Here is a 23,706-nt window from a genome sequence, read left to right on the forward strand (position 1 = left end):
CCTTTCTTCGTGGGTGGATCGGTGTGCGGTTCAGCACAGGCCGAAAGGTGGTTTGAGCGTGGCTATTTCGGCGCAGCGGTCCTCACCCGTGGTGATGATCGGGGCGAAGAGGTCCTGGGCGATGGTGCTGTCCCAGGGTTTGCCGAGCAGCAGCATCGCGGCCAGGCGGCCGATCTCGTCGGAACCGCGAGCGCCATGGCCGTTGCCGCCCACCGCGACGGCCAGGCTCTCGTCGAGGTGGCCGAGGTAGGGGTAGCGGGTGAGGGTTTTCTCGATGATGCAGCATGCTGGGCTGCTGACGGCGGGTCCGAGTCCAGGCACCATGGTCCCCATTGCGCTGGACAGGAAGCGGTGCTGACGCGGTGTGATCTGCTGGCGTGCGCACCACGCCACCATTTCCCGCACGGTCGCCAGCTGAGGGACCAGCGGTTGCATGCCCGGCCCGATCCGCAGGTACCAGCGGCCGTTCGGGTATCGCACCGGCGGCAGCAGATACAGCGACATGTTCGCATCGCCGGTGTCGTCCGGATCGACAACAACGACCGGCGGCACGCTCGCTAAGCGATCGCGCTGGGCATCATCGAGGGCAAACAGCAGGTTCGGCTCCCCGAACGCATGCATCGCCAGCCGAGTAGCCGCGGGCATCAGGCCGCTGTGGTTGGTGAATGCGCCGGTGGCCAACAGCACCTTCTCCGCGGTGATCTCGCGGGTGTGGGTGCCGTCGTGGACCTGTAGCCGCCATCGCCCCGCACGCCCGGACAGGCCGAGGACAGCGGCGCGCAGGCATCGCCCGCCCGCGGCGGTGGTCAGCGACAGCTGCGCCGACACCAGGCCGCGCGGGTTCAAGTAGCCCGCGGAGGCGCGTTCGAGCAATCCGACGGTGCCCCCGTTCAGGTCCGGGAGCCCGAGCTCGGGGAACTCGGTGCGCAGTTGCTGCGACGACAGGCGCTCGACACCGATGCCCTCGTCCCGGCAACGGCGCAAGATCGTCGAGGTGCGGTGCTCGATCGAGCCCGCCATCAGAATCAGCGATCCGCAGTCGTGGAAGAACTGGCGGCCCGATGCGGCTTCGATATCGCCGAATCGTTCGAGAGAGCGGCTGTCCAGGGTCTCCCACACCGGATCCCAGCCCAGGCGGCGGCAGATGCGGGCCTGGTCGAAGTGGGCACCGAAAGTGTGCTGGCTGACCGGCTGGCCGTCGGCGGGCTCGGCGGGGCCGACGATCACGACATCGGCGCCTTCTCGGCTGAGGTACTTGGCTGCGGCGGAGCCGAACATACCGGCCCCGACGACGACGATTTCGGCGTTGTCCGACATCTATTCCTTACCTTCGTCGAAGCCGGGCCCGGATGTGCCGGGCGCGCAGAATTGAGGCGGTGTCAGCGCGGCAGTGACCCTGGGCGCGAACTGAAGTTGTTGCGTGTGGGTCATGCCGGCGACGAACCCGTCGAAGGCTGCCAGCGCGACGAGCGTGGCGAACGGCAGCGCACGCTGGTAGTCGCTGTAGCAGTCGGCCGGGCTGTAGGTCAGAGCTGTGGTGCTGGTCAGGATGAGGTGGTAGTGCGCCAGCAGCTGGTCTTCCCACCTGCGCCGTGCGTCGGGGTGCACCGAGGACAGCAGCAACAGCGCGAGGTCGGACAGCGGATTTCCCCACATCGCGAACTGCCAGTCGATCAGGAACGCCGACGGCGCTCCCTGCGGGCGCCCCGGCTCGGCGAAGACGAGATTGCTGGCCCACATGTCGCCATGGCAGATCGCCGCCAATCGCGCACCGTGGTGTGCGTCGACCAACATCGTCGGCAGGTCGGCGTGCGCGAAGTGTTGTGCCGCAGTAGGTCCCGTGGTTGTCGCGCACAGCGACGCGTTGACCGAAGCTTCCTCGAGGCCCATGCGGATCGCGTCGAGCAGGTGGGGCGAGCGCGCGGTCAGCAGCCAGGGGTGTGGTGGTTGGCGGGGTGCCCCGGTGCAGGCCGAGTGGGCATGCAGCAGGGCGAGCGCGCGCACCGCGGCACGCGCCTGCGGGTAGGTCAGTCCGCGAGCCATCGCCGAGTTGGGGATGATCCCCGCACCGAGGTCCTGCAGCGCGAGCGCGCCATGACCGTCCGGGCGTATGGCCGACCAATAGCAGTGCGGTGCGATCGAGGTGGTGTGCGCGGGAGTGGTCTGGAGCCAGCGATACATGCGTACTTCGCGCTCGAGCGCTGCGGCGTCGTGGGCCCATCGGCCCCATTCGCTGTCGTGGTGGGAGCTGGTCTTGTAGATCAGTGAGCGGTTACCGCAGCGGATCCTGTGCACCGTGCCCATCACACCGCCGGTGCGGGAGAGGGACTCGATCTCCACGAGATCGCCGTCTCCGACCGGCCAGCCCAGTCGTTGATGCAGCCAGAAATGGCCGATATCACCGGCCTGCGGGATCGGCACGTGCGAGTTCATCGAGTCATCACCTGCTCGGCAGGCTGCGGTGCCGGATGCAGGAATCCGTGTGTGCGAAGACGTTCGAGGTACATCGGGATCAGCTCGCTCAGCGGCGGGCACGACATCCGCAGCAGCGGCGCCGCGGCGCGGGTGTTGCTGACGTCCAGACGGCTGGTGCGGAAGTAGGGTTGCGCGGCGGTCAGCACCGGGATCAGCGGGTAGAGCGGGTTGTCGTCCTCGAAGCGCAGTTGCTCGATCCTGGCCTGCCAGTGATGCAGCGCCACGACCTCGAGGGGGTAGCCGGTGGCGCGCAGCATGGCGATGAGGTCGTCGTAGCGGACGGGGTCGGGGTGGGTGAGATGGAAGGTGATGCCGGGCTCGCGCCGCCGGGACAGATCCACGATCGCCGCAGCGACATAGTCGGCCGGTGCGAAGTCGATGGTGGCGTCCATTTCCGGGCAGGCCTGCAGGGCGATGATGCCGCGCAGGAAGCGGGTGATGAAGTCCGCGGGTTGCCCGCACCCGCCACTGGTCGCGGCGATGATGGCGCCGGGACGGTAGATGCTGGCGGGCAGCCCTTGCGCGCGGGCTGCTTCGATGAGTTTGTCTGCCACCCATTTGGTTTCGGCGTAGCCGCCGCCGTAGAGGGTTTCGCCGTGTGTCAGCGGCTGGTCTTCGTAGAGGACGCTGTTGCGCAGATATCCGTAGGCGTCGAATACGGCGTCGGAGGACACATGGTGCAGCGGTGTCGGGTGGTGCTCGGCGGCCAGGCGCAGCAGCTCCCGGGTGCCGGTGACATTCGCGGGCTTGAGTTTGGTGTAGGACGACAGCGAATTGACCTGTGCCCCACAGTGATAGATCGCGCTCAGCTCGGCAGCCAACTGCTGCCATCGCGGCTGGGACAGCCCGAACCGGGGCGCGCTCAGATCGGCGGGCACCGCCTCGATTCGGTCGGCCCATCCATCGTCCAGGTCGCCGGCGGTGGCCAGTGCCGCGAGCACGCGGGCGGTGGCGTGCTCAGGGTCGCGGGCCCGCACGAGGCAGTGGATCGGTGCGCCGGTGTGCGCCAACAGCTCGCGCAACAGGAACCGGCCGAGGAATCCGGTCGCCCCGGTGAGCAGCACCTGCTCGGGCCGGTCGTGACCGTCGGGCCCAGCTCCGGTCGCGACGGCCAGCTCCAGGCGTGCGTCAGCAAGTATCTGAGATGTCGGTTCGCTCACCGTGAGTGCCGGGACAGGGGCGGGGAAGAACCCGCCGCGGCGCATCTGGCGCAGGCAGTCTTTCGCGACCTCGGCGATGCAGTGCATGTCCTGGGTCGTGTGGCTGGCCGACAGGTAGCACACCCTGGTTTCCAGAACATAGACCTCGTGCAGGATCAGCAAGTGGAAGAACAGTTCGAGTTCGAATGAACTGTGCAGCAGCCGATAGTCGCCGTCGGTGATGAACCGGAACATCGAGGTGAAGGCCACGATCCGCAGCGGGTAGCCCTCGCGTTGGCAGAAGGTGTTGAACTCCTCGGTGAGCCACGCGACGTGATCGCTGGCCTGCTGCGCCAGCTGTGCGCCGTCAGCGGCCAGACGGGTCAGGACGGCCTCGGCGGCGGCCATCGACAAAGGGTTGCGGTTGAATGTGCCGCCGTAGAAGGTCATCGGAACACGCGGGCACGAATCGTCGCCGAAGTCCCACGCTCCGCCGTCGATGGTGTCGAGCAGCTCCGCCCGTCCGGCCACGGCACCGATGGGCAGGCCACCGCCGAGGATCTTGCCGTAAGTGGCCAGATCAGCGCTCACCCCGGACCATCCCTGCGCGCCGTGCGGACCGACACGCAGGCCGGTGACCACCTCATCGAAGATCAACACTGTCCCGGCCGCCCGGGTCAGCTCCCGCAGCTGCTGCAGGAATTCGCGCGGCTGCAGGTCGGGGCGACGGCTCTGTACCGGTTCGACCAGCACCGCCGCCAGCTCGCCACTGAGTTCGGCGATCACCTCGAGGCTGTGCGGCGCACCGTATTCGAGCACCACGACATCACCCATCGCACCCGATCCGATACCGCGGGCCATCGCCAGCGAGCGCTGCGTGCCGCCCGGCAACGCGAGGGTCAGATCCGACCAGCCGTGGTAGGAGCCTTCGAACATGACGATCCGGTTGCGGCCGGTGGCGGCTCGCGCGAAACGCAGTGCGGCCATGACCGCTTCGGTGCCGGAGTTGCAGAACACCGCCCGCTCGGCGCCGACCAGATCACATAGCAGACGCGCGACATGCCCGGCGCGCGAGACTTGCGGGCCGATATGCACCCCGTCGGCGATCTGCTCACGCAGGGCATCGAGCACGAAAGCGGGCTGGTAGCCGAAGAAATGGGTGCCGTAGCCCATCGCGAGATCCAGGTAGGCGTTACCGTCGACATCCCAGAAGCGGGCGCCCTGTGAGCGTGTGGCGATGATCGGGTAGCACATTTCCTTCAACAGCGGCCGGAACGGTGTCGTGCGGCAGTTCGCCATGCGCGGGCGGTCCTGTGCGGCACGCGATTTCGACTCGGCGGTGCGTGCGGAGTAGGCGGCGGACACCTCGTCCACAAATGCCTGCTGCCGCTCGGTCAACGCAGTCGCCGGGGCCGGGGTGCCCGCCAGGGTGGCGGGGCCCGACTGTGGCATCGGTGCGCTGACCGGCGGGGCAGGTGTCGGCTTGTCTCGGCCCGCGCCGGGCTGGTGCGCCTGGACCAGGGCGAGGATGGTGTTGACCGAGGTGGCGTCCTCGAGCAGTTGCTGGAACGGGATTTCGATCTGGTAGTCGTCGCGCAGCAGGTGGGCGAGCCGGGTGAACATCAGCGAATCCGCGCCTACCGCTTCCAGACTCGCCTCCGGGTCCAGGCCGTCGGGCGCGAAACCCAGTAGGGCAGCGACCGCGGCGTGGATGCCGGATGGGTCAGGCGTACTGCGGACCGAGACTGCGGACGACAGCGCGCCCGCGGCGGCCTGCACGGGTTCTGGTTGTGCGGCGGGGCCAGCCGACAGTTTCGGACCGGTGTGTTCGCGCTTGAACGGGTAGCCCGGCAGGCTGATTCTGCGGGGGATTCGATCGGGGTAGAGGCGATCCCACGCGATGGTGTATCCCTGGCACCAGTGGGCCGCCAGCCCGGGCAGATCCCGCTCGGCGTACAGGCGCTCGGCGACAGCGGCGGTCAGGCTCTGAGGTTGGGGTGCGGCTTGGCCGCGGTGAACGCACGCCGCCACCGCGGCGTTGCTCAGGACCGCGTGCAGGCGAATACGCACTTCGGCGGCTGTTGCCGCGACGACCGCGAGCCGGTGGTGGTGATGCTGGCGGCCGACCTGCAGGGTGTAGGCGATCTGCGCGGAGTCGGTGCTGTCGGTGATCGCGGCGGCGGCGCGGGCCACCACGGCGTGCAGATCGGCGTGGTCGCGCCCGGAGAACACGAACAGATGCGCTCGTTCCGGGCTGGGCGTCGAAGGTGGTGGGACAGGCGCGGATTCGATAACGACGTGGGCGTTGGTGCCGCTGAGCCCGAAGGAACTCACGCCCGCGATCCGGGCTGCGCCGTTCGGCCATTCTGTGGTGTGGGCGTTGACGGTCAACGGCACCGACGCCCAGTCCACCTTGTCGTTGAGTGGCTGGCTGTGCGGTTGGGCGGGGATGACGCCGTGCTGCAGGACCAGCACGGCCTTGAGGAGCCCGGCCAGCCCGGCGGCTTCCTCGAGGTGTCCGATCGTGGCTTTGGCCGAACTGACGAACACCGCCCGCTCACGGCCGCCGAATACCGTCGCTAGGGCGTTGAGTTCGATGGGGTCGCCCAATTGCGTGCCGGTGCCATGGGTTTCGATGAAGCCGACCTGATCGGGAGTCACGTGCGCGTCGCGCATCGCGCGGGTGATCACGGCGGTCTGTGCGGCACCGTTGGGGACGGTGAGCCCGGAGGAGGGGCCGTCGTGGTTGATCGCGGTCCCTCGGATGACCGCGTGGACGGGATCACCGTCGGCCAGTGCCCGAGCGAGGCGTTTGAGCACGATCGTAGCCACCCCTTCGCCGCGGCCGTATCCGTCGGCCAGCGCGGAGAACACCTTCGATCGCCCATCCGGGGCCATAGCGCCCAGCTTGCACAGCTGCACGGTTTCGGCCGGGTCCAGCAGCAATTTCCCGCTGCCGACGATCGCGACCGCGCAGTCCCCGGCACGGATCGCGCGCACCGCGGTATGCACCGCGACCAGCGCCGAGGAGCATCCGGTGGCCAGCACCAGGCTCGGGCCGTGGCAGCCGAGCTTGTAGGACAGCCGGCCCGCGGTCATGCTCAGCGTGGTGCCGGTGGCCAGGTACGGGTCGCTGCCCAGATCGACATGGGCGCCACGCAGGTAATCGTTGAGGAATTCATCGGCGGCGACGAATACCCCGGTGTCGCTGTCGCGCAACGAGGTCGGGTCGATGCCCGCGTCCTCGAGGGCATGCCAGGTCGACTGCAACAACAGCCGATGCCGGGGATCCATAGCGGCGGCCTCGCGCGGTGAGATCCCGAAGTACCCGGCATCGAAGCAATCGAGGTCGGTGATCGTAGCGGCGCGCCGCACATACATCCGGCCCGGAGCCTGGGGCGACGGGTCGTAGAGCCCCTCGATATCCCAGCGGTCGGCCGGGATATCGGTGACCACGTCGTGGCCCGACAGCAGCAGCCGCCAGAAATCCGCTGGGTTGTCGGCACCGGGGAACCGGCAGGCCATGCCGACGATCGCCACAGAGCTCTCCGCGCCAACGGCGGCCGCCGTATCGCTGGAACCCAGAGCCGGTGCGGGCGAGGGCTGGTCGACGAGCGGCGCGATCTCACGGGCAGCCGCGGCGATGTCCTCGGCGAAATGGCGGTCGGCGAGGTAGGCGGTGAGTGCGTCGACGTTGGGGTGGTCGAAGGCGACGGTGGCCGACAGCGGCACACCGAGCTGAGTCTGCAGGGCTGTGCGCAGGTCCAGCGCGGCGAGCGAGTCCAGTCCCATGTCCTCGAGCCCTCGACGGGGATCGAGTTCGGCACCGTCACAGTCCAACTGCGCGGCGATGGCCTCGATCACTGTGTGTCGCACGAGGTTTCGGGCCTGTTCGGGAGTGGCGTTGCGCAGCTGGGCGGCGAAAGGGCCAGGCGCGGGTCCGCCGAGGGCGTGTGTGGTCGGATAGTGGGTCACCAGGGCCTCGATCGTCGGGGTGGGGTGGGTGGGTGCGAAGTGGTCCCAGTCGACGGCGGCGATCACCAGATGCGCTGCACCGCAGCTCGTCAGCGCCACGGTGGCGGCTGCCGCCTGGTCCGGCGGCAGCAGCGATTCACCGTCGGCGAGCACCTCGGCGCGCTGGGCCCGGGAAAGGGTCGCCGACATGCCCGGACCGTCCCAGCTGCCCCAGCTGATGGCCGTCGCAGCCAGCCCCTGGCGGCGGCGGTAGGCGGCCAGCCCGTCGAGGCATCCGTTGGCGGCGGCGTAGGCGGCCTGCCCGCGGTAACCGACTACCGAGGCCAGCGAGGAGAACAGGACGAAAAAGTCCAGATCCAGGCCAGTTGTGAGGGTGTGCAGCAGCCATGCGCCGCGCACCTTCGCGGCCAGGACATCATCGATGCGGGACATGGTGTGGCGCACGAAGATTGCGTCATCGAGCACGCCCGCACAATGGATGACACCGCGCAGGGTGTCCCCGCAGTCGTCCAGGATCGCCCGCAGCTGGGATTCATCGGTGACATCGGCGCGCACGAGCTGCGTCGGCACGCCGCTGTCGACCAGAGCTTGCCAGGCGCGCGAATCGCGCGGCGTGCCGGTGCGGCTGATCAGCACCAGCCGACCGGGCCGGTGCCGAGCGAGAGCGCACGCCACCTGCAAGCCCAATGCTCCTGTGCCGCCGGTGATCACGTAAGTCCCCTCGGCACGCACCAGAGCCTGCGCCTCGGCCAGCGGCGACCTGGCGGCCAGGCGAGCCCGGTACAGGCCGTCGGGCCGCAGCGTCAGCTGCTCTGCGGCCTCGCCACCATGGTGCAAGCAGCTCAGCAACCGCTCCAGATCGAGGGCAGCGAGCTCGGCAGGCAGCGTGAGCGCGGAACAGACGAGCTCGGGGTGCTCGGCGACCAGCGTGCGCGCCAGCGCGGCCAGTCCCGCACCACACGGATCGTCCTCGAAGGTGAGGAACCACAACGCCGGTGCCGCAGTCGAGTCGGCGGCCGCGCACAGTACGGTGCGCGCCGCGGCCATCATCGACACCATGGCCGGTGCGGGATCGGCGCCGGTGTAACAGTCGGCGAGCAGGACGATCCGAATCGGCCGGGGCAGATGCGACAGATGCTGCATCTGTACCACCAGTGCGGCATGGTCAGGGGCGGCGTTCCAGTCCATCGGGATCACCGCACATGGTGTTGCGCCCGTGCGGAGACGGGCGGCCAGTTGGGCGGTCAAATCCCCCGACGGGCCGATGAACACAAACCCTGCCGCCCCCTCGTCGACCGCTTCCATGGTCTGCTGCGGCATGGGCTGCCAGATGATCTCGAAAGCCGACAGGTCCTTCACGGCGACCGGCCGGTGGGGCAGCCGTTCGGCTCTCGGGGCTGCACTGGTCACTGGACCGCTCGGGGCAGGAGCGTCGGGAGCGTCGAGCCAGTGGCGGCGGCGTTGGAAGGAGTAGGTGGGTACCGGCACCCGTCGGCGCGGGTGTGGACGGTGCATTCCCTGCCAGTCCACCGGTACCCCGGCCAGGTAGAGCGACCGGCAGGCCGACAACGTGGCTTCTGGGTCGCGCGGCGCCAGGCTGGGCAGCCACAACGCGGGACTGTCGGGCAGGCAGCGCCGCCCCAGGCTCGACAGCGTTGCCTTGGGACCGATTTCGACGAAGGCATCGATCTTGCACCGGCCGGCCGCGGTCATCGTTCGGGTGAACCGCACGGGGTCGACCATGTGCCGGACCCAGTAGTCGGCAGTCTGCAGTTCGCGGGCACTGGCCAGCTCGCCGGTCAGGTTGGCGATAATGTTGCAGTGGGGTGGTGAGTACGAAACCGATTCCGCAACAGCGCGATACGCCTCCGCCACCGCGGTCATAGCCGGAGAATGAAAGGCCCGCGAGACCGGCAGAACCATCGGTTCCAGGCCGCGGGCCCGGAAGTCGGCGACAACCGCGTCGACGGCGTCGAGGTCACCGGAGATGACCGTGCCGTCGGGCGCGTTGAGCACCGCGATAGACACCCGTGGGTTCCCGGCCAGGGCGGCGGCGACGGTGTGCTCGTCAGCGGGCAGATACACCATCGCGCCGGGACCGGTGAGCTCGTCGACCAGTTGCGCGCGGGTGCTGACCAGCCGTAGGCCGTCTTCGACGGTGAGGATGCCCGCCAGGCACGCGGCGAGGTATTCACCGAGGCTGTAACCGAGCACCAGATCCGGTCGCACACCCCACGATTGCCACAGCGCGGCCAGGGAGTAGCCCACGCTGAACAGCGCCGGATGCGCGATGGGGTTGGCGTCGATCCGCTCCGCGGGGTCCCGCCCATAGAGCATCTCGATCAGCGAGGCGCCGATCAGCGGACCCACAATCGCGTCGCAGCGGTCGAACGCGGCCCGGTACACCGGCTGTGTTTCATACAGCGACCGGCCCATCTGCGGGTACTGCGCGCCGTGACCGGCACACAGGAACGCCACCGCTGGTCGCTCACCCGTGATCGTGACACCCGGGTCGGGCGTGTTCAGCAGCTGCGCCAGCTCAGCACGGGCATCCTCGCTGTCACGTGCCACGATCGCGGCCCGGCAGTCGAAGTGGCGTCGCCCGGTCGCGGCAGAGAACGCGACGTCGGCGAAATCTTGTCTGTCGGGATTGTCGAGGTGGTCGTGGTAGCGGCGCAGGTTCTCGCGCAGCGCCTGCGGGGTGCGCGCGGAGATCGGCAGCAGCTGCGCGGTCCGCTCCGCAGCCGGGGCGGAGCGCGGCTGCCGGGGTGGGGCTTGCTCCAGTACGAGGTGGCAGTTCGTGCCGCCCATGCCGAAGGAGCTGACTCCGGCGCGCAGCGGCTGACCGGCCGCACTCGTCCACTCACCAAGCGCGGTGTTGACGGTGAACGGGGTGGCCTCCATGCCGGCGCGTGGGTTCGCGGTGGTGAAGCCCAGACTCGGCGGGATCTGGCGGTGATGCAGGGCGAGCGTGGTTTTGATCAGTCCAACGACCCCGGCTGCGTCGTCGAGGTGGCCGATGTTGGTTTTCACCGACCCGATCGCGCACCACTGCCCTGCACGGTCAGTGCTGCGGCCGAACGCCTCGGTCAGCCCCGCGATCTCGATCGGGTCGCCCAATATCGTTGCTGTGCCGTGGGTTTCGACATAGGAGATGTCGGCGGCGCTGATCCCGGCATCGCGGTGGGCGGCGGCGATGACTTCGGCTTGGGCGGTGACGTTGGGGCCCGCGTAGTCGATCTTGTCGGCGCCGTCGTTGTTGACTGCCGATCCGGTGATCACGGCGTAGATGTGATCGTGATCGGCCAGCGCGGCGGCGAGCGGTTTGAGGACGACGACGCCGAGCCCGTCGCCGAACACGGTGCCGTCGGCGTCTGCGTCGAACGCGCGTACGTGGCCGTGGCGCGACACCATCATGCCCTCGCGCCACAGGTATCCGGTGTTCTGCGGGGTGATGATCGAGACCCCTCCGGCGAGGGCGACCTCGCAGTCACCGGCCAGCAGCGCTTGCCGGGCCAGATGGACGGCGACCAGCGAGGTCGAGCAGGTGGACTGCACGTTGACACTGGGCCCCCGCAGCCCCAGCTTGTACGAGGCGCGCATCGTCAGGTGATCGCGCGCGTTGCCCTGCTCGATCCGCAACTCGGTGGCGTCGTCGAAATAGCGATGGCTCAAGAAGATTCCGGACCGTGCTTTGATCGGGAGTACGTTGTTGATCAGGTAGGTGCTCATGGCCGCCCCCGCGTACACCCCGACCCGATAGCGGTTGACGTCGACACCGGCGTTCTCCAGTGCCTGCCAAGCGGATTCGAGGAACAGCCGCTGCTGTGGATCGATCACGGCGGCTTCGGCGGGGCTGTAGCCGAAGAAGTCCGCATCGAAGTACTCGATGCCCGGGATGGATGCGGCCACCGCAACGAAGTGCGGATCGCTGGTCTGGTCGTGTGGAAGCCGCAGCACCTGGGAATCGGTCAATGGGGTGATGGACTCCACTCCCTGACGCAGATTCGACCAGAACTGCTCGAGGGTGTCGGCGCCGGGAACGCGACAGGCCATGCCGATGATCGCCACCGCCCCGTCACCCGCGGCGGCTGGGCCGTGCGCGGGCGCGTCCGAACAACCGAGGACCTCGGTTTCGCTGTCGCTGCACAGGAAGCTGGTCAACGCCTCCACGGTCGGGTATCGGAACAGGGTCTCGGCGGGCAGCTCACGCTTGAACTCGGCACAGATGCGCTGATGGGCGTGGACCAGCATCAGCGAGTCGGCGCCCAACTCGAAATAGCCGGTGCGCGTGTCGATCTGGGCGACTTCGAGCAGATCGCACCAGATCGCCGTCACCCGGTCTCGCACTGTCGTGGGCGAGGAGTGCGGGCTCGCTGGGGGTGGGTAGGCCGCCGACCGAGTTGCCAGGGCCCGCGCGTCGACCTTGCCGCTCGGGGTCAGTGGTAAGGCCTGGACGAGTGTCACCGATGTGGGCACCATGTGCTCGGCTAGGACCGATGCCGCGTGCTTACGCAACCGTGTCGCCAGCGTGGCGTCGCGCGGGCCGGCGGGTACCACGTAGGCGACGAGTCGGCGGCTGGAGTGCGCGGCAGTCGTTGCGACGACTACGCATTCGGCGACGTCGGGATGCTCGGCCAGCACGGCCTCGATTTCGCTCGGCTCGACACGGAACCCGCGGATCTTGACTTGGTTGTCAACACGGCCGAGGCATTCGATGGTGCCGTCGGGCAGGTACCGGCCCAGATCCCCCATCCGATACAGGCGGTCACCCTGCACGCCGAAGGGGCTGGCGACGAACCGGGACGCGGTCAGGGCTGGACGGTCGTGGTAGCCGCGCGCGAGGCAGTCACCTTCGGCATACAACTCGCCGATCTCGCCCGGCTCGGCGGGCGTGGCGTCGGGGCGCAGGATGTAGAGATTGGTGTTGGCGACGCTGGCCCGCCCGACCGGGACGATGTCAGGCCAGGAATCCGGGTCGCCGGACAAGGTGTAGGTCGCCGCGTCCACGCACTCGGTCGACCCGTAGTGATTGTGGATGACACAGCCCGTGCGCCGGGCGAAGTCTCGGATCTGCGGGGTGACCCGCAGCACCTCCCCGCCGACGATGCACTCGGCGAGATCCGTTGGCACAGGCACTGTTCGAGCCGCTTGCGCGACCTGCTGCAATGCCACGAACGGCAGATACCACTTCTGGATCTGCGCGCTGGCGACGAACTTCAGCAACGCCATCGGATTGCGGCGGGTGTCGTCGTCGACCTGCACCAGCGTCGCACCGGTACACAGCCCGGCCAGGATCTCGTGAAAAGCGACGTCGAAGCTGATCGGCGAATACAGCAGCGTCCGCGTCCCCGGGGCGGACAGCCACGTATCCCGGTGCCAGCCCACGAGATTCGCGAGGGTGGCATGCTCGACCAGCACACCCTTGGGCTCTCCGGTCGATCCGGAGGTGTAGATGCAATAGGCCGCCGTTTCCGCAGGAGGCTCCTCGGTCAGGTTGGCGTCGTCGTGACGATCGACTGCGGCAGCGTGCGTGTCGAGCTGCACCTGTGTCAGGCCACGCAGCTGCTGTGCGAGCACCGGTTCGCGCCTCAGAAGCGCCGCAGTGGTGATCGTGACCACGGCTGCCGAGTCGGCGAGCATGTAGGCCAACCGCTGCGGCGGATAGGTCGCGTCCAAGGGCAGTACTGTCGCTCCGGCCTTCAGGACCGCCACGATCGCGACGATCTGCTCGACGCAGCGATCCATGCAGACCCCTACCATCTGCCCCGGTCCGACGCCGACCGCGACCAGGTGACGGGCCAACCGGTTGGCCGCTTCGTTGAACTGTCGATAGGTCAGGCGCGTGGCGCCGAATTCCACAGCCAGCAAGCTCGATTGCTCGGCTGCGACGGCTTCGATCATGCGGTGCACGCATCGCCGCCGATATGGCGTCCGCGCGGTGTTCCACCACGCTTGGACCGTGCGGTGCTGATCTGGCCGGTCGGTCGTGGCGGCCGAGGCCCGCGGCTCGGCCGCGAGCTGGTCGGTCGAAGCGCGCGCGGTGGTCGGAACAGACTCCCGACCCTGTCCGGTCGTCATCGAAGAACCTCCCTGCTACTCAACGGAATCCCAGCTGAGGTCCCGGGCATCTCCGAGGTTCACACAGCGACCACACCGCGCCACAGGGCAAATACACCCCCGAATTCCACCCCTCGAATTCATACTTAAAACGAGGGGTGGACACAGCTCCGAAAATGAGGGCTGGACAGGCCCTGCACTCCCTGGCCACAGTCGTCTCATGTAGGAGGTTCGCCGAGGTGGTCGACCAGCCGGTGCCCAACGTCCGGCTCGAACAGCGCATCACTGCCGAAGGCTGGGAACAGAAGCAGCTCGCTACCCGGATCAACGAGCACGTCGCGGCCAATACCGGCCGACTCGGCAGCTACAGCGAGGAATCCATACGAAAGTTGTTGCGCGGGCTGACGACCTGGCCGCACGCGCCCTACCGGAACGCATTATGCGAACTGTTCGATAGCACCCCCGCCGAACTCGGGCTCTACAACTCGCGCGCTTGCCGTACCCGAGGGGGCCCTGAGGAGGTCGATATGCGTCGCCAGGAGTTCCTGCGAGGCGTCGTCGCACTACCCATCGCAGCAGCACTACCAGCTCCAGTCCGCGAGGCCGCCTGCCAGCCGAGCCCGCCAAGCCCACGCTGCATCGGGATGGAGCATGTCGACCGAGTCACCGGATGGGCCGCGCTGTTCCGGCAAGCCGACGACGCCGGCGCTGCCATCGCCGCGGGAATGGATGCACAGCTCCGCGTCGCCGACACCTACCTCCAAGCCAGCATGCCACCCCATGTGCACAGAGACCTGATCACGGCGGTGGCCACCTTTCACCGCGTGGTTGGTTGGGCGTCCTTCGACCGAGGCGAGCATGCTCACGGTCGCGAAGATTTCGACTTCGGATGGCATCTAGTCGAGAAGGACGGCCCGTGGTGGGTCCGCGCTGCCCTCCTCACGTGCATCGCCCGCCAAGCCATCTACCGCGGCGACATGGAGACCGCGCTCGACAAGCTCGGCCTCGCCAGCGTCCGGGCCGATAAACTCTCCCTGCTCCGCAGAGCCGACATCGCCGCAGTCAAAGCACGCGCCTTCGGCAAACAAGGCAACCGGCGCGAATGCGTCCGCGCGGTGATCGAGGCAGAGCAGTTCTTCACCGAGGCACAGGACGAGGACCACCCCGACACCGCCTTCGAAGATTTCAAGACCTACTACAACCACAAGCTTCTGTGCGGCGACCTGGCCCACGGGCTGTACGAGCTGGCATTCGATCACGGAGTCGAACTGTCACCGACGATCGACCGTCTCCACACCACGATGCAGTTGTCCGACGAACACGCCCGGTCACGCCTGATCAGCACAGCTCATCTGGCCGCTCTCCACCTGCGCCGCGGCGATGTCGACGAAGGTGTCGCACTGGCCACCAAGGTCGTCGAAAAGGCGGCCGCAACGACGTCGCGGCGCGTGACCGACAACATCGTCAAGATCTACCAGCTCACCGGCACACCCCGGATCAAGCAGGCCCACAAGGTTGCCGAGCTTCGCCGAGCGTCGCTGGGGCTGTTGCGTAGCCTGTAGTGCTGGAACGCATTTCGCCCTCAGGAGGGACAAATCATGCTCGCAGCATTCTCGATCACCCCGGTCGGATCCGGGGTGACTGTCGGCCGTCAGGTCGCCGAAGCCGTCCGCATCATCCGCGAAAGCGGGCTCCCCCACCGCACAGCGGCGAGCTTCACCGAGATCGAGGGCGAATGGGACGAAGTCATGGCGGTCATCAAGCAAGCGACCGATGCCGTCATGAAGGACAGCGAGCGAGCGAGCATTGTCATCAAAGCCGACATTCGCCCTGGCTACACCGACACCCTGCATACGAAGCTGGAATCGGTCGAGCGCCACCTGGAACAACAGTAGTCGTGCAGCGAGCGGCCGTTCATGTCGTAAGGCAGCACGACGAACGAGTTGTTGGGCATCCTGATTCCCCATTTCAGCGCGGGACGGAGGTCGACGCTATCGGCGGCGAGTCGTTTCGCCTCGACGATTCGATATGTCGGGGGATTGCCGCCTGTTCGACCGGGTAGAGGTGGAGCCTGAGCTTCCGCCCCATCGCGAGGCCTTGGGGCCTGGTTCGGATTCGGACCGAGCTTGCGACCAATCGGAGATGTGACCGTGGGAAGCGACCTGTTGGTGTTTGCCGTTGTGTCCTGCGGGGCGGTGGCACACGAGGTGAAGGTCGGACATACCGCCGAGCGTCATGAAGGCGGGCACCCACATTTCGGCTTCACATGCGGTCGGATCGACAGCGGTCGTGTCCTGGCGCGTGTTCATGGACACGATGGTGGCACCTGTGTACACCAGTGGTGATCTCGCGCAATGAGTTCACAGCTTCCGAAATCGACACGAACCCGACACGCGCAGCGAATTAGCTAACGCCCAGGCACTTGGTAGGACAGGCTTGCCGCATGCCACCAAAACAATCCAACCGTGCAATGAAGCACTCACTCATAAGGTCGGCAGGGTCGATCACACCCTTCGAACCTGCTGCCCATTCCGACATCGTCAGCGACGTCGTCGCTGACGATGCTTGTGTCGAACCGGCGCGGTCGCGGCGCCTGTACCGGTTCGGTGGCGCGGGCACGGTCACGGTGTCACTGGAAGACCTCAACGTACTGGCACTGACTCGCGAGGCCCGCGCGGAGCTGTTCGAGATCCTGGACCAGCTCGCCGAACTCGAAGCCCAGGCCGCGAAGTAGCCGCCGGTCAGCCGCGAGTGTCGTCAGCTGAACGAGCATGGTCACCCTGACGTCTTCGCGCGGGTACATCGGCATCGCGAGTGATCCGGCCACCAAGCGGCCAGGCGCCAGTCGGCAATCCTGCCTGTTGCCCGATCGGATCCATTCGAGATCACAGGAGCAGTCGGCCTGCAGGTGGACAGTGCGGGCGTCCTCGAGCTTGCGAGGCTAGAGCTGAATCACTTCCGTTCACGCAGCGATGGACTCGCGCGGGTGCGGGCAGCCGAATGCGCTTGGCAGGCCCGCACCCCCGGGGGGTCAAGCGATGCCGACCGTGTTGTGGTCGACCAGCTCGAAACAGCGCCGGGCGGCCGACCAGTAGGAGTTGTTCGTGCTGCCGCCAAGCGGCGCGGCACGGTAGTGGTCTGACCGGCTGCTGGGCAGGCTGATGACGACGTAGAGGCCGGTACGGTCGCGTACTTTCACCACGGAGCCGAGATAGAGCGGTGCCGGAGCCGATTCGGCTGCCGCAACCGCAGTTGCTCGCTCTTTGGCGGTTGCGGACCGTGCGAAGTGCTTGGGAGCGACCAACGTTTGCCCTCCGCCGACTGGGGTCAGGTGCAGGTTCACCCTGGCGACCTTGGCGACCTGGAATACCGTCCGTCGGATGCTGGCAGCGATGTCAGAGTGGTCGAGGATGACGTAGTCGCCTACAGCGAATGTGTCCTGTGTAGTCATATTGGCGGTCCGTTTCGATGAGTTCGATCGAGGTGCCGCCGACTCTTCGTGGTCGATTCGACCAATGTTGCAGACCATGGGGCGAGGGTGGACGCCGGTACAGCCCGTATTGGACTTGGACACTACAAGTCTGGGCCTTGGACACCGATTGGATATCCATGACCGGACTACAGGGGCTGGAGCCGTCGAGATCAGAGGTTGCTGCGCAGCGACAGATCGGTCCGACCGCGAAGCAATGCGGCACCGAGGTGTCGACCCGCCAGACGAGCGGCCGGCTAGACGGCCGACGATGTCCTCGATGGCGTTCGAACCTTCATGACATGCTGACCAGTATGGAGGGGTACAAACAGCTGCTGAAGATGACCCTCGACGACCTAGATAGGCGCCGAGCGTACGATCGGCGCTTCAGTGGCTGCGACACCGACTGCCGCACTGCACGATCCATCCTCGATCAGCTCCACGACAGTTGCCGAAAAGTATTAGCAACATTCGAGTCCGACTACACCCTCGGCACCGAGCCACATGGCTCTCCGCGGCTGCAGCTGATCGAGTCGTTCCGCACAGATCTACTGCAAACGTTGGGTGAGATCGATCGAAGCTGGTCGCCCCCAGGTGCGCCCGGGCCGCAACGCCGCCCGCACTGGCCTGAGATCACCGACCAGCTCGCACGAGCCGCTGCTCTCGCGGCCACGATTGTGGCCACCGTTCCGCGGCCGGGACAGGAAGCCGCGATCGGCCTGGAGCGGCTGCGGGCACGACGTGACCAGATCGGCGATTCACTGCACCTACTGCAGGACGCGCTGGCGCCTGCGATGGCGTTACGGGAGCGCGACCCGATTACCTTGCGAGTCGCCGACATCCTTGACAGCCTCACCGTGGTGCACCGTCAGTTGATCGACATCGACGACACAGAAACTCCCCGCTGACGGTTGCTCCACACTGGAGCCCCAGGCATGACAGGCACGCCCTGCCCGGAAAACCGACATCACGACCGGAGAGTCACACCATGACCGTCGACAAATATCTCGTTGTCGTGAAGAACATCACCACAGGCGTCGGCCGAACCCTGGTGGTCGAACCCGATGGAATCAACCCTGTCAACACTGCACACCAAGTTGCCGCCTATATCGACGAGATGTTGAACTCCGAATGGGAAGTCGAGTACGTGGAACCTCGCACTCGGTGAAGTACCTTTCCCCGACCGCCTGTCGTAGTCGTGGCTACCAGGTCCCGGTGACAAACTCCGCCACGAGCCCCGCCAGACGTTGACGGTCCGCGGGGCTGCTCGGCGCCCACATGTCGAGGCCTGCGCGCAGCAACATCGATTCGGTGCGGGCGCTGTTGTCGACCGGGATCGAGAATATTACGTTGAACAGCAGATCTCCGGCCTGGGTGATCACCAGCTCGGTGAGCTCGCCAGCAACGACTGCGTTGAGGCGCAGCCCCCGAGCATGATGCCACAGGCGGATGTTCTGTCGGCGGACGCGGACCGGCGGCCATATCCGGTCAGGCCAAACATCGACCAGGATCGGTGGTGTCACCGGTCGCACCGCCCGGTAGTCACCCGAGCCCGGCCAGCCCGAGGATCGAGTCATCCTGCGTCCGTTGCGAACACAGCGACATCAGTGGTCGGATCTGTGTAGCTGGTCCACTCGACTCTGCCTACGCGCCCGGCGAGCTGCACCTGACCTTCCCCCGTCCCGAACTTCGCCGTGGCGTGGATCGCGATTCGTGTGGAGGTGACACGCCCGCTCCCCGCTCCCAGCCCGTCCACAGCGATGACCCGGCTGACGATCCGCAGATCGGCACCGACATGGTGATATGCACCGGACAGGATCAACGTGCAGCCTTTGCTGTGTGCGCGGGCCCGCAGCCCTCGTAGCTCGGTCGGGGTGAGCTTGCGGTTGCCGGTGTCGGCGATGACTAGGGCCATGCCGTCGAGGAGCGCGCCGAGCGCGGGCACGAATCCCTCATGGCGCGCGGTGACACACGGGAGCCGCTCTAGCTGGGCTCCCATTTCAACTGCGGCGAGCAGACTCGCATTCGGCATATTCACCAGCGCCGCATACCCGCTGGCCGTCGTTGCGGCGGCGATGCCGAGCAGTACCGACGTCGCACCCCGATAGTCGACGAGCGTCCCACCGGCCAGTCCCCGGCCGGGCAGCAACTGCGCAATCGCCGCCGGGATCGGTAGCATCGCGCGGGTACTCCAGTCCGGCACCGACGACCGGTCCTCGACACCGCGGGCTTTGACCGCCGCCATGCGTTGGCGCAGGTCGGCGACGGTTTCTGATTTGGATTGCGGATTCGCGCTGCTGCCCATCGATCGTCACCCTTCCCCGTCTATCGAACATATTTTCGATAGACAATAGCGCGTGAAAGACGCGCTCGCTGATGACGGGGCTATCGATCAGTAACCGATTGTGTCGGGCGAATCCGCTCGCCTCGTGCGGTGAGCGAGAACGCGGGACGGCAGGTGTCTTATAGAGATCGACGTAGGCGGGGTGGGCGTTGTCCGGTCTCGATCTGCCAGCGGCGGTGCCGGAATCTCAGAATGGCGATCTGGAGTTGACCGCTCAGGCAGTCGGGGTCTTGGCCACGTTCGATCAGGATCCTGCGTACGTCATCGCCCATGAAAGTCCGACGCCGACGCGGCGCGGGTGGTTCCCTGCTGCGACGTGGCTGTCCGCTCGATGTCCGCATCAACATCAGCCAAGAGATCCGGGAAGCTCGGAGGGTGTCAGTTGCGTGCTGTGGAGGTTGTCGGCTGTAGGGATCGGATGCTTTCGGCGAGGTGTCGGACATCGGGTCTGCGTTGGTGTGGGGTGAGTTCTCGCATGAAGGTGACCAGGTGGCTGGTTACTCGGTTGGAGGTGACGTCGGAGGCGAGGACTTTCACGGCTTGTCCAGCGAGGGTGAGGGCGTGTTCGAGATCGTGCTCGCGCAGATAGGTCGTTGCCAGCAGGGTGTACCGCAGGGCTGCTTCCCGGGTAGCGGAGGGGTCTTGCAGTCGGATAGCGGTCCGCAAGTGGCGCCGGGCATCGCGGTGGTGTCCCAGCCGGAGGAAGGCGTAGCCGGCCTGACCGTGCGCATGCCCGGCATTGAGCCAGTAGCTCCAATCCGGGGCGTCGCCAGCGTGGTTGTCCAGGTTGGTGAAAGCGGCCTCGATTGCCGCGCGTGTCCGCAGTTCGGTGCCCGCGCACGCATGGGCCTCGGCCGCCCGTAGATGAAGGATCGCCGACACGCGTGGAGTGGCGCGCCGATAGCCAGCCAGAGCAGACTCGGCCAGGGTGACCGCCTGGTCGACCTCGCCGATGTCTTTGGCTTGGCAGGACATGCAGCCGATCACATTGGCGGCCAACGCCCTATCCCCGGCGACGTGGGCTGCGCGCAAGGCCGCCAGCCAGCAGCGTTGGGCGCGGGCGTGCGCCCCGCTGTCGAAACACAGCCAGCCAGCCAGCCGCAGGAGTTCGCCGGCGATGCTGTAGAGACGCCGCCCCACTGTGTTGGTGTAGGTGCCGGATTCGAGCAACTCGACAACATGGCGCAGGTGCGCGCGGACGACGGGCAGCAGACTATCGCCGTCACCGTGGTCGTCGAGCCGCCGCAGACCGCCTGCCATCAGATCCAGTTCATCGACTGTGCTGATCTGGATCCGGCGAGTGCCTCCCGAGTGGGCGAGATCGGGGGCCTCCTCGGTCGCGAGCAGCCACTGATGAGCCGCGGATCCCATCGCGGCGCCGGTGAGGATCAAAAATGTGCGCCGTTCCATCGGATCAGCGTCGGTGACTGCGTGCATCGAGTGCAAGGCCCTCTCCACGGTCCACGGTCCGGTGAGCCCGCTGTCAGCGGCGAGCGGGTGTGGATGTTCGCCGTGGCCGGTGGCGGTCCATCCAAGGTCGGTGGGGGTGATGTGTCGCCGCAGTTGTGCGGATAGGAGCTCGGCGGTCAGCTGTGGCCAGGGTGGGCGCGGATGGTGGCCCGATACCCATTTGTACGGCGTCTTGGGGTGGAGGTAGTTGCTGCGACCATGCAGGTTCGCGTACTGGATGAGCTTGTGGGCGAACGTTTCTGACGTCCAGTTCAGCTCCTGCAGCGCTTGGGCCAGTAGTGATCTGGTCATCCTTTCTCGCCTCCCTGGGCGTGGGCACCAACCGATCGGAGGTGTCTTCGCGGGGCGACTGTAGTCGTTGTGATCTGGCGATTGCTCCAAATGCTCCAAATGCTCCCGATGCACCACTTCCGCCGAAAGCGCGGTTCGCGGTCTGCTCGTACGAGGGTTCTTGCCGACCTCAGCGCACCCGATGGCAAGGAGCCGATTTGGATGCATACAAACGATATGGAGGTGGACCGCTGTGTGCGGAGCCCTTTCACAGAACCTGACCCGCGGCGCCGCGATGGCGCTGACGGTATTCGGAGCGTTGGTCGTTCTCGCCATGATCGCGCGGTTGTCGCGCTCGTGCTGGCTGCTGGATTGCGGGCTCGGAGCACCGCCGGTCAACGCACGTCACGACTGGCCGCCGGACACCACCGACGGTGCCGAGGCGAACGTCGAATCGCAGGACGGTGTGGATTGAATCGCGTGCGGTGCAATCACATTCACCTGACCGTTCGATGCATGCGACAAGGCACCGATTCCTCCACCACGTGGTGAAAGGCAACCTCAGTGTCCATCGACAAGCCGGAATCGGTTGCCCAAGAGCATCATCGGTTCGTGATCCCAGCATGCAGCGTTGAGCCGGATCTGCGTGTGCCGTGGCTGATGATCCCCGCTGGCACTGCCTTCCGCCGCTGTGCGACAGGTTCGGTCAGCTGGGTATCACTGACCAGACAATGGAACAACCCCAGCTCAGAAGTCGCGGTCACCGCCACCGGTGGCCGCACCGCGACCGCCGTTCTCGAGGCGGGTCTGGACGAGCTCGCCGACCCGATCCGTGAGAGCATGGCGTGTCCGATGCTCGGCTTGGCGGTGCTGATGTCGGTGTGGGACACCGAGTTTCGATCCGCAGGCTTGTTCGATGACCGGATCTACCTGGCTTCCACAACCGCGGTGGCGGCGGTTGCCACGGTGGCGCAATGGAACCTGCCGACCATGACGGCAGCGACGATCGACCAGGCGCTTCGGGAGATGTTCGAGGCGGAGCTGCTCTATCAATCCCCGGTCGCTTTGCAGTTCCGTGGCCAGTACGGACCCGATCGGCAGGTGCGGTTGAACTGCTGGGGACGGCGTTTGGCCGACCGAATCACCCAGCGGCGCGGCGTGATTCGCGATCACGCCGAGTCCGCCCGCACCCGCATCCGCGCTCACCTGTCGGTTCACCGTGATGTATACGACCAGCACATGACTGTGCTCGCACATCTGCAGCAGCAACCACCGGGGGCGGCATGGCGCTCGGCTGAGCAGTTACCGGTAGGGGTGTTGTGTTGAGCAACCCCCGCCACACCGATGACAGCCGATCACGAACAACAGAGGTGTCATACCGACGGTGTGGTGTCGGCGGCGCAATCGCAGTGATCACGGTTGAATCGTCGGATGGAGCAGATGCGAGATCAGCCGCGTGAGCGCGCGAACCGAACGTCGGTGCCCCGCGAGGCCGCGGTCGGGTTGGTGCGTGTGGTGATCGTCGGGGCATGGGGGATGCTGGCGCTGCTGGTGGTGTTGTTTTGGATTTCGGATTGGTGTGAGTCGGTACGGGAGTTCGCTGCGGTGCGCGTCGGTTCCCGGCCGGCGGACGCGGCGCTGCCGGTCGCCGAGGCACGCGAGTCGCTGATAGGCACGCTGATCGTGGTGGTCGTGCAGGCCGTCGTCATCGCGGGGATAGTGGTAGCGGTCCCGCGGCTGCGGGCATCACATGTGTTGCACAGGTTGGCGGTGCCGTCGGAGTCGCTGACCAGGCGTCGGGTGTACTCGGCGGCGATGTTCGCGGCGGCGGGGTTGATCGGAGCGCAGGTGTTCGCCGAGCCGGGGGCCCCGGTCCGGCCGGGAGGGATCGGCACGGAAGCGGCCGCACGTCATCTGGCGGAGATTCGCGCTTTGCTGGCCGGGTGTTTGGAGGAACCGTTCTTCTCGATGCTGCCGGTGCTCGGTCTGGCGTTGCTGCCGATCCGGTGGACTCGCGGGCTGCGGGGGCGTGGGGCGTTGATCGTCGCGGTGGTCGTCTCGGCGTGTGGGCGAGCTGCGTTGCACCTGTATCAGGGTGGGTGGCCCGCGGCGGCCGCGCTGCTGTGGGGCGCGGCCGCGGTGTATGCCTACTACCGGTACCGATCGATCATGGGTTTGATCGGGGCGCACACGTTGTGGAATCTGGTCGCCGTGACGCAGTACGGCGGATCGCATATCGCTCAGGTCGTCGCAATCGGATTCGCGGTATTGATCGCGGGATTCGGTGTGGAAGTGACGTGGCCGAGGATGCGCACGGCACCGGCAGACGCGCAGCCTCCTGTCGGGTTGTAGAGCAACGCGTGTGCTCGGCCGGGAGATGGTGCTGCTCAGCCTTGAACGACGAGTCTCAACTTGCTACGAACAACGCCGCACTGGGTCGTCCAGGGCTGCCCGCCGTCGACTGCCGCGCCGGAGAGGATGGTTTCGTGGTCGATGAGGACCCC

Annotated in this window: 15 protein-coding genes; 8 read left to right on the top strand and 7 right to left on the bottom strand. The window is 66.7% G+C overall.

Annotated features, from left to right (window positions below):
• Window positions 1-30: 30 nt before the first annotated feature.
• The 3 genes from ACIG5A_RS22805 to ACIG5A_RS22815 are packed head-to-tail and all read right to left on the bottom strand — an operon-like array spanning window position 31 to window position 13,670.
• The gene (locus tag ACIG5A_RS22805; protein ID WP_397243096.1) at window positions 31-1,317 is read right to left on the bottom strand and encodes an NAD(P)/FAD-dependent oxidoreductase; all 1,287 of its coding nucleotides are present in this window, start codon (window positions 1,315-1,317) and stop codon (window positions 31-33) included.
• The gene (locus tag ACIG5A_RS22810) at window positions 1,318-2,433 is read right to left on the bottom strand and encodes an oxidoreductase family protein (protein ID WP_397243098.1); all 1,116 of its coding nucleotides are present in this window, start codon (window positions 2,431-2,433) and stop codon (window positions 1,318-1,320) included.
• The gene (locus ACIG5A_RS22815; protein WP_397243100.1) at window positions 2,430-13,670 is read right to left on the bottom strand and encodes an amino acid adenylation domain-containing protein; all 11,241 of its coding nucleotides are present in this window, start codon (window positions 13,668-13,670) and stop codon (window positions 2,430-2,432) included. Before ACIG5A_RS22815 ends, ACIG5A_RS22810 begins: the two co-directional genes overlap by 4 nt.
• Window positions 13,671-13,888: 218 nt before the next feature.
• Here ACIG5A_RS22815 and ACIG5A_RS22820 point away from each other — a divergent pair, with 218 nt between their 5' ends.
• The 3 genes from ACIG5A_RS22820 (at window position 13,889) to ACIG5A_RS22830 (ending at window position 16,383) form a co-directional block, all read left to right on the top strand.
• Window positions 13,889-15,211, top strand: coding sequence for a hypothetical protein (locus tag ACIG5A_RS22820; RefSeq protein WP_397243102.1), 1,323 nt, complete (start codon window positions 13,889-13,891; stop codon window positions 15,209-15,211).
• A 36-nt stretch (window positions 15,212-15,247) separates the two neighbouring features.
• A complete protein-coding gene (locus tag ACIG5A_RS22825; RefSeq protein WP_397243104.1) occupies window positions 15,248-15,544 on the top strand; it encodes an MTH1187 family thiamine-binding protein in 297 nt (98 codons plus the stop codon).
• Window positions 15,545-16,119: 575 nt separating this feature from the next.
• Window positions 16,120-16,383: a hypothetical protein gene (locus tag ACIG5A_RS22830; protein ID WP_397243106.1), complete on the top strand. Its 264-nt coding sequence runs from the start codon at window positions 16,120-16,122 to the stop codon at window positions 16,381-16,383.
• A 297-nt stretch (window positions 16,384-16,680) separates the two neighbouring features.
• Here the strand turns inward: ACIG5A_RS22830 and ACIG5A_RS22835 are convergent, their stop codons facing one another.
• Window positions 16,681-17,178, bottom strand: coding sequence for a hypothetical protein (locus ACIG5A_RS22835; RefSeq protein ID WP_397243108.1), 498 nt, complete (start codon window positions 17,176-17,178; stop codon window positions 16,681-16,683).
• Window positions 17,179-17,420: 242 nt separating this feature from the next.
• On the opposite strand from ACIG5A_RS22835, the gene ACIG5A_RS22840 reads away from it, so the two are divergent.
• Window positions 17,421-18,026 carry a hypothetical protein gene (locus tag ACIG5A_RS22840; protein WP_397243110.1) on the top strand — a complete coding sequence of 202 codons (606 nt, stop codon included), beginning with the start codon at window positions 17,421-17,423 and terminating at the stop codon, window positions 18,024-18,026.
• A gap of 80 nt (window positions 18,027-18,106) precedes the next feature.
• Entirely contained in the window at window positions 18,107-18,286 is a 180-nt protein-coding gene (locus tag ACIG5A_RS22845; RefSeq protein ID WP_397243112.1) for a hypothetical protein, read from the top strand.
• Between the two features lie 34 nt (window positions 18,287-18,320).
• On the opposite strand, the gene ACIG5A_RS22850 is transcribed toward ACIG5A_RS22845, so the two are convergent.
• From ACIG5A_RS22850 to ACIG5A_RS22860, 3 genes are all read right to left on the bottom strand, one after another.
• On the bottom strand, window positions 18,321-18,641 hold the full coding sequence (locus ACIG5A_RS22850) for a hypothetical protein (protein ID WP_397243114.1): 321 nt from the start codon (window positions 18,639-18,641) through the stop codon (window positions 18,321-18,323).
• Window positions 18,642-18,691: 50 nt separating this feature from the next.
• Window positions 18,692-19,423, bottom strand: coding sequence for a hypothetical protein (locus ACIG5A_RS22855; protein WP_397243116.1), 732 nt, complete (start codon window positions 19,421-19,423; stop codon window positions 18,692-18,694).
• A 417-nt stretch (window positions 19,424-19,840) separates the two neighbouring features.
• A complete protein-coding gene (locus ACIG5A_RS22860) occupies window positions 19,841-21,223 on the bottom strand; it encodes a hypothetical protein (protein WP_397243118.1) in 1,383 nt (460 codons plus the stop codon).
• Between the two features lie 232 nt (window positions 21,224-21,455).
• Here ACIG5A_RS22860 and ACIG5A_RS22865 point away from each other — a divergent pair, with 232 nt between their 5' ends.
• The 3 genes from ACIG5A_RS22865 (at window position 21,456) to ACIG5A_RS22875 (ending at window position 23,554) form a co-directional block, all read left to right on the top strand.
• Window positions 21,456-21,677, top strand: a complete 222-nt coding sequence (locus ACIG5A_RS22865) for a hypothetical protein (RefSeq protein WP_397243120.1) — start codon at window positions 21,456-21,458, stop codon at window positions 21,675-21,677.
• Window positions 21,678-22,063: 386 nt separating this feature from the next.
• On the top strand, window positions 22,064-22,528 hold the full coding sequence (locus ACIG5A_RS22870) for a hypothetical protein (protein WP_397243122.1): 465 nt from the start codon (window positions 22,064-22,066) through the stop codon (window positions 22,526-22,528).
• Between the two features lie 105 nt (window positions 22,529-22,633).
• Window positions 22,634-23,554: a type II CAAX prenyl endopeptidase Rce1 family protein gene (locus ACIG5A_RS22875; protein WP_397243124.1), complete on the top strand. Its 921-nt coding sequence runs from the start codon at window positions 22,634-22,636 to the stop codon at window positions 23,552-23,554.
• Window positions 23,555-23,706: the final 152 nt, after the last annotated feature.

Source organism: Nocardia sp. NPDC052566 (assembly GCF_044547285.1).
Classification (GTDB): domain Bacteria; phylum Actinomycetota; class Actinomycetes; order Mycobacteriales; family Mycobacteriaceae; genus Nocardia.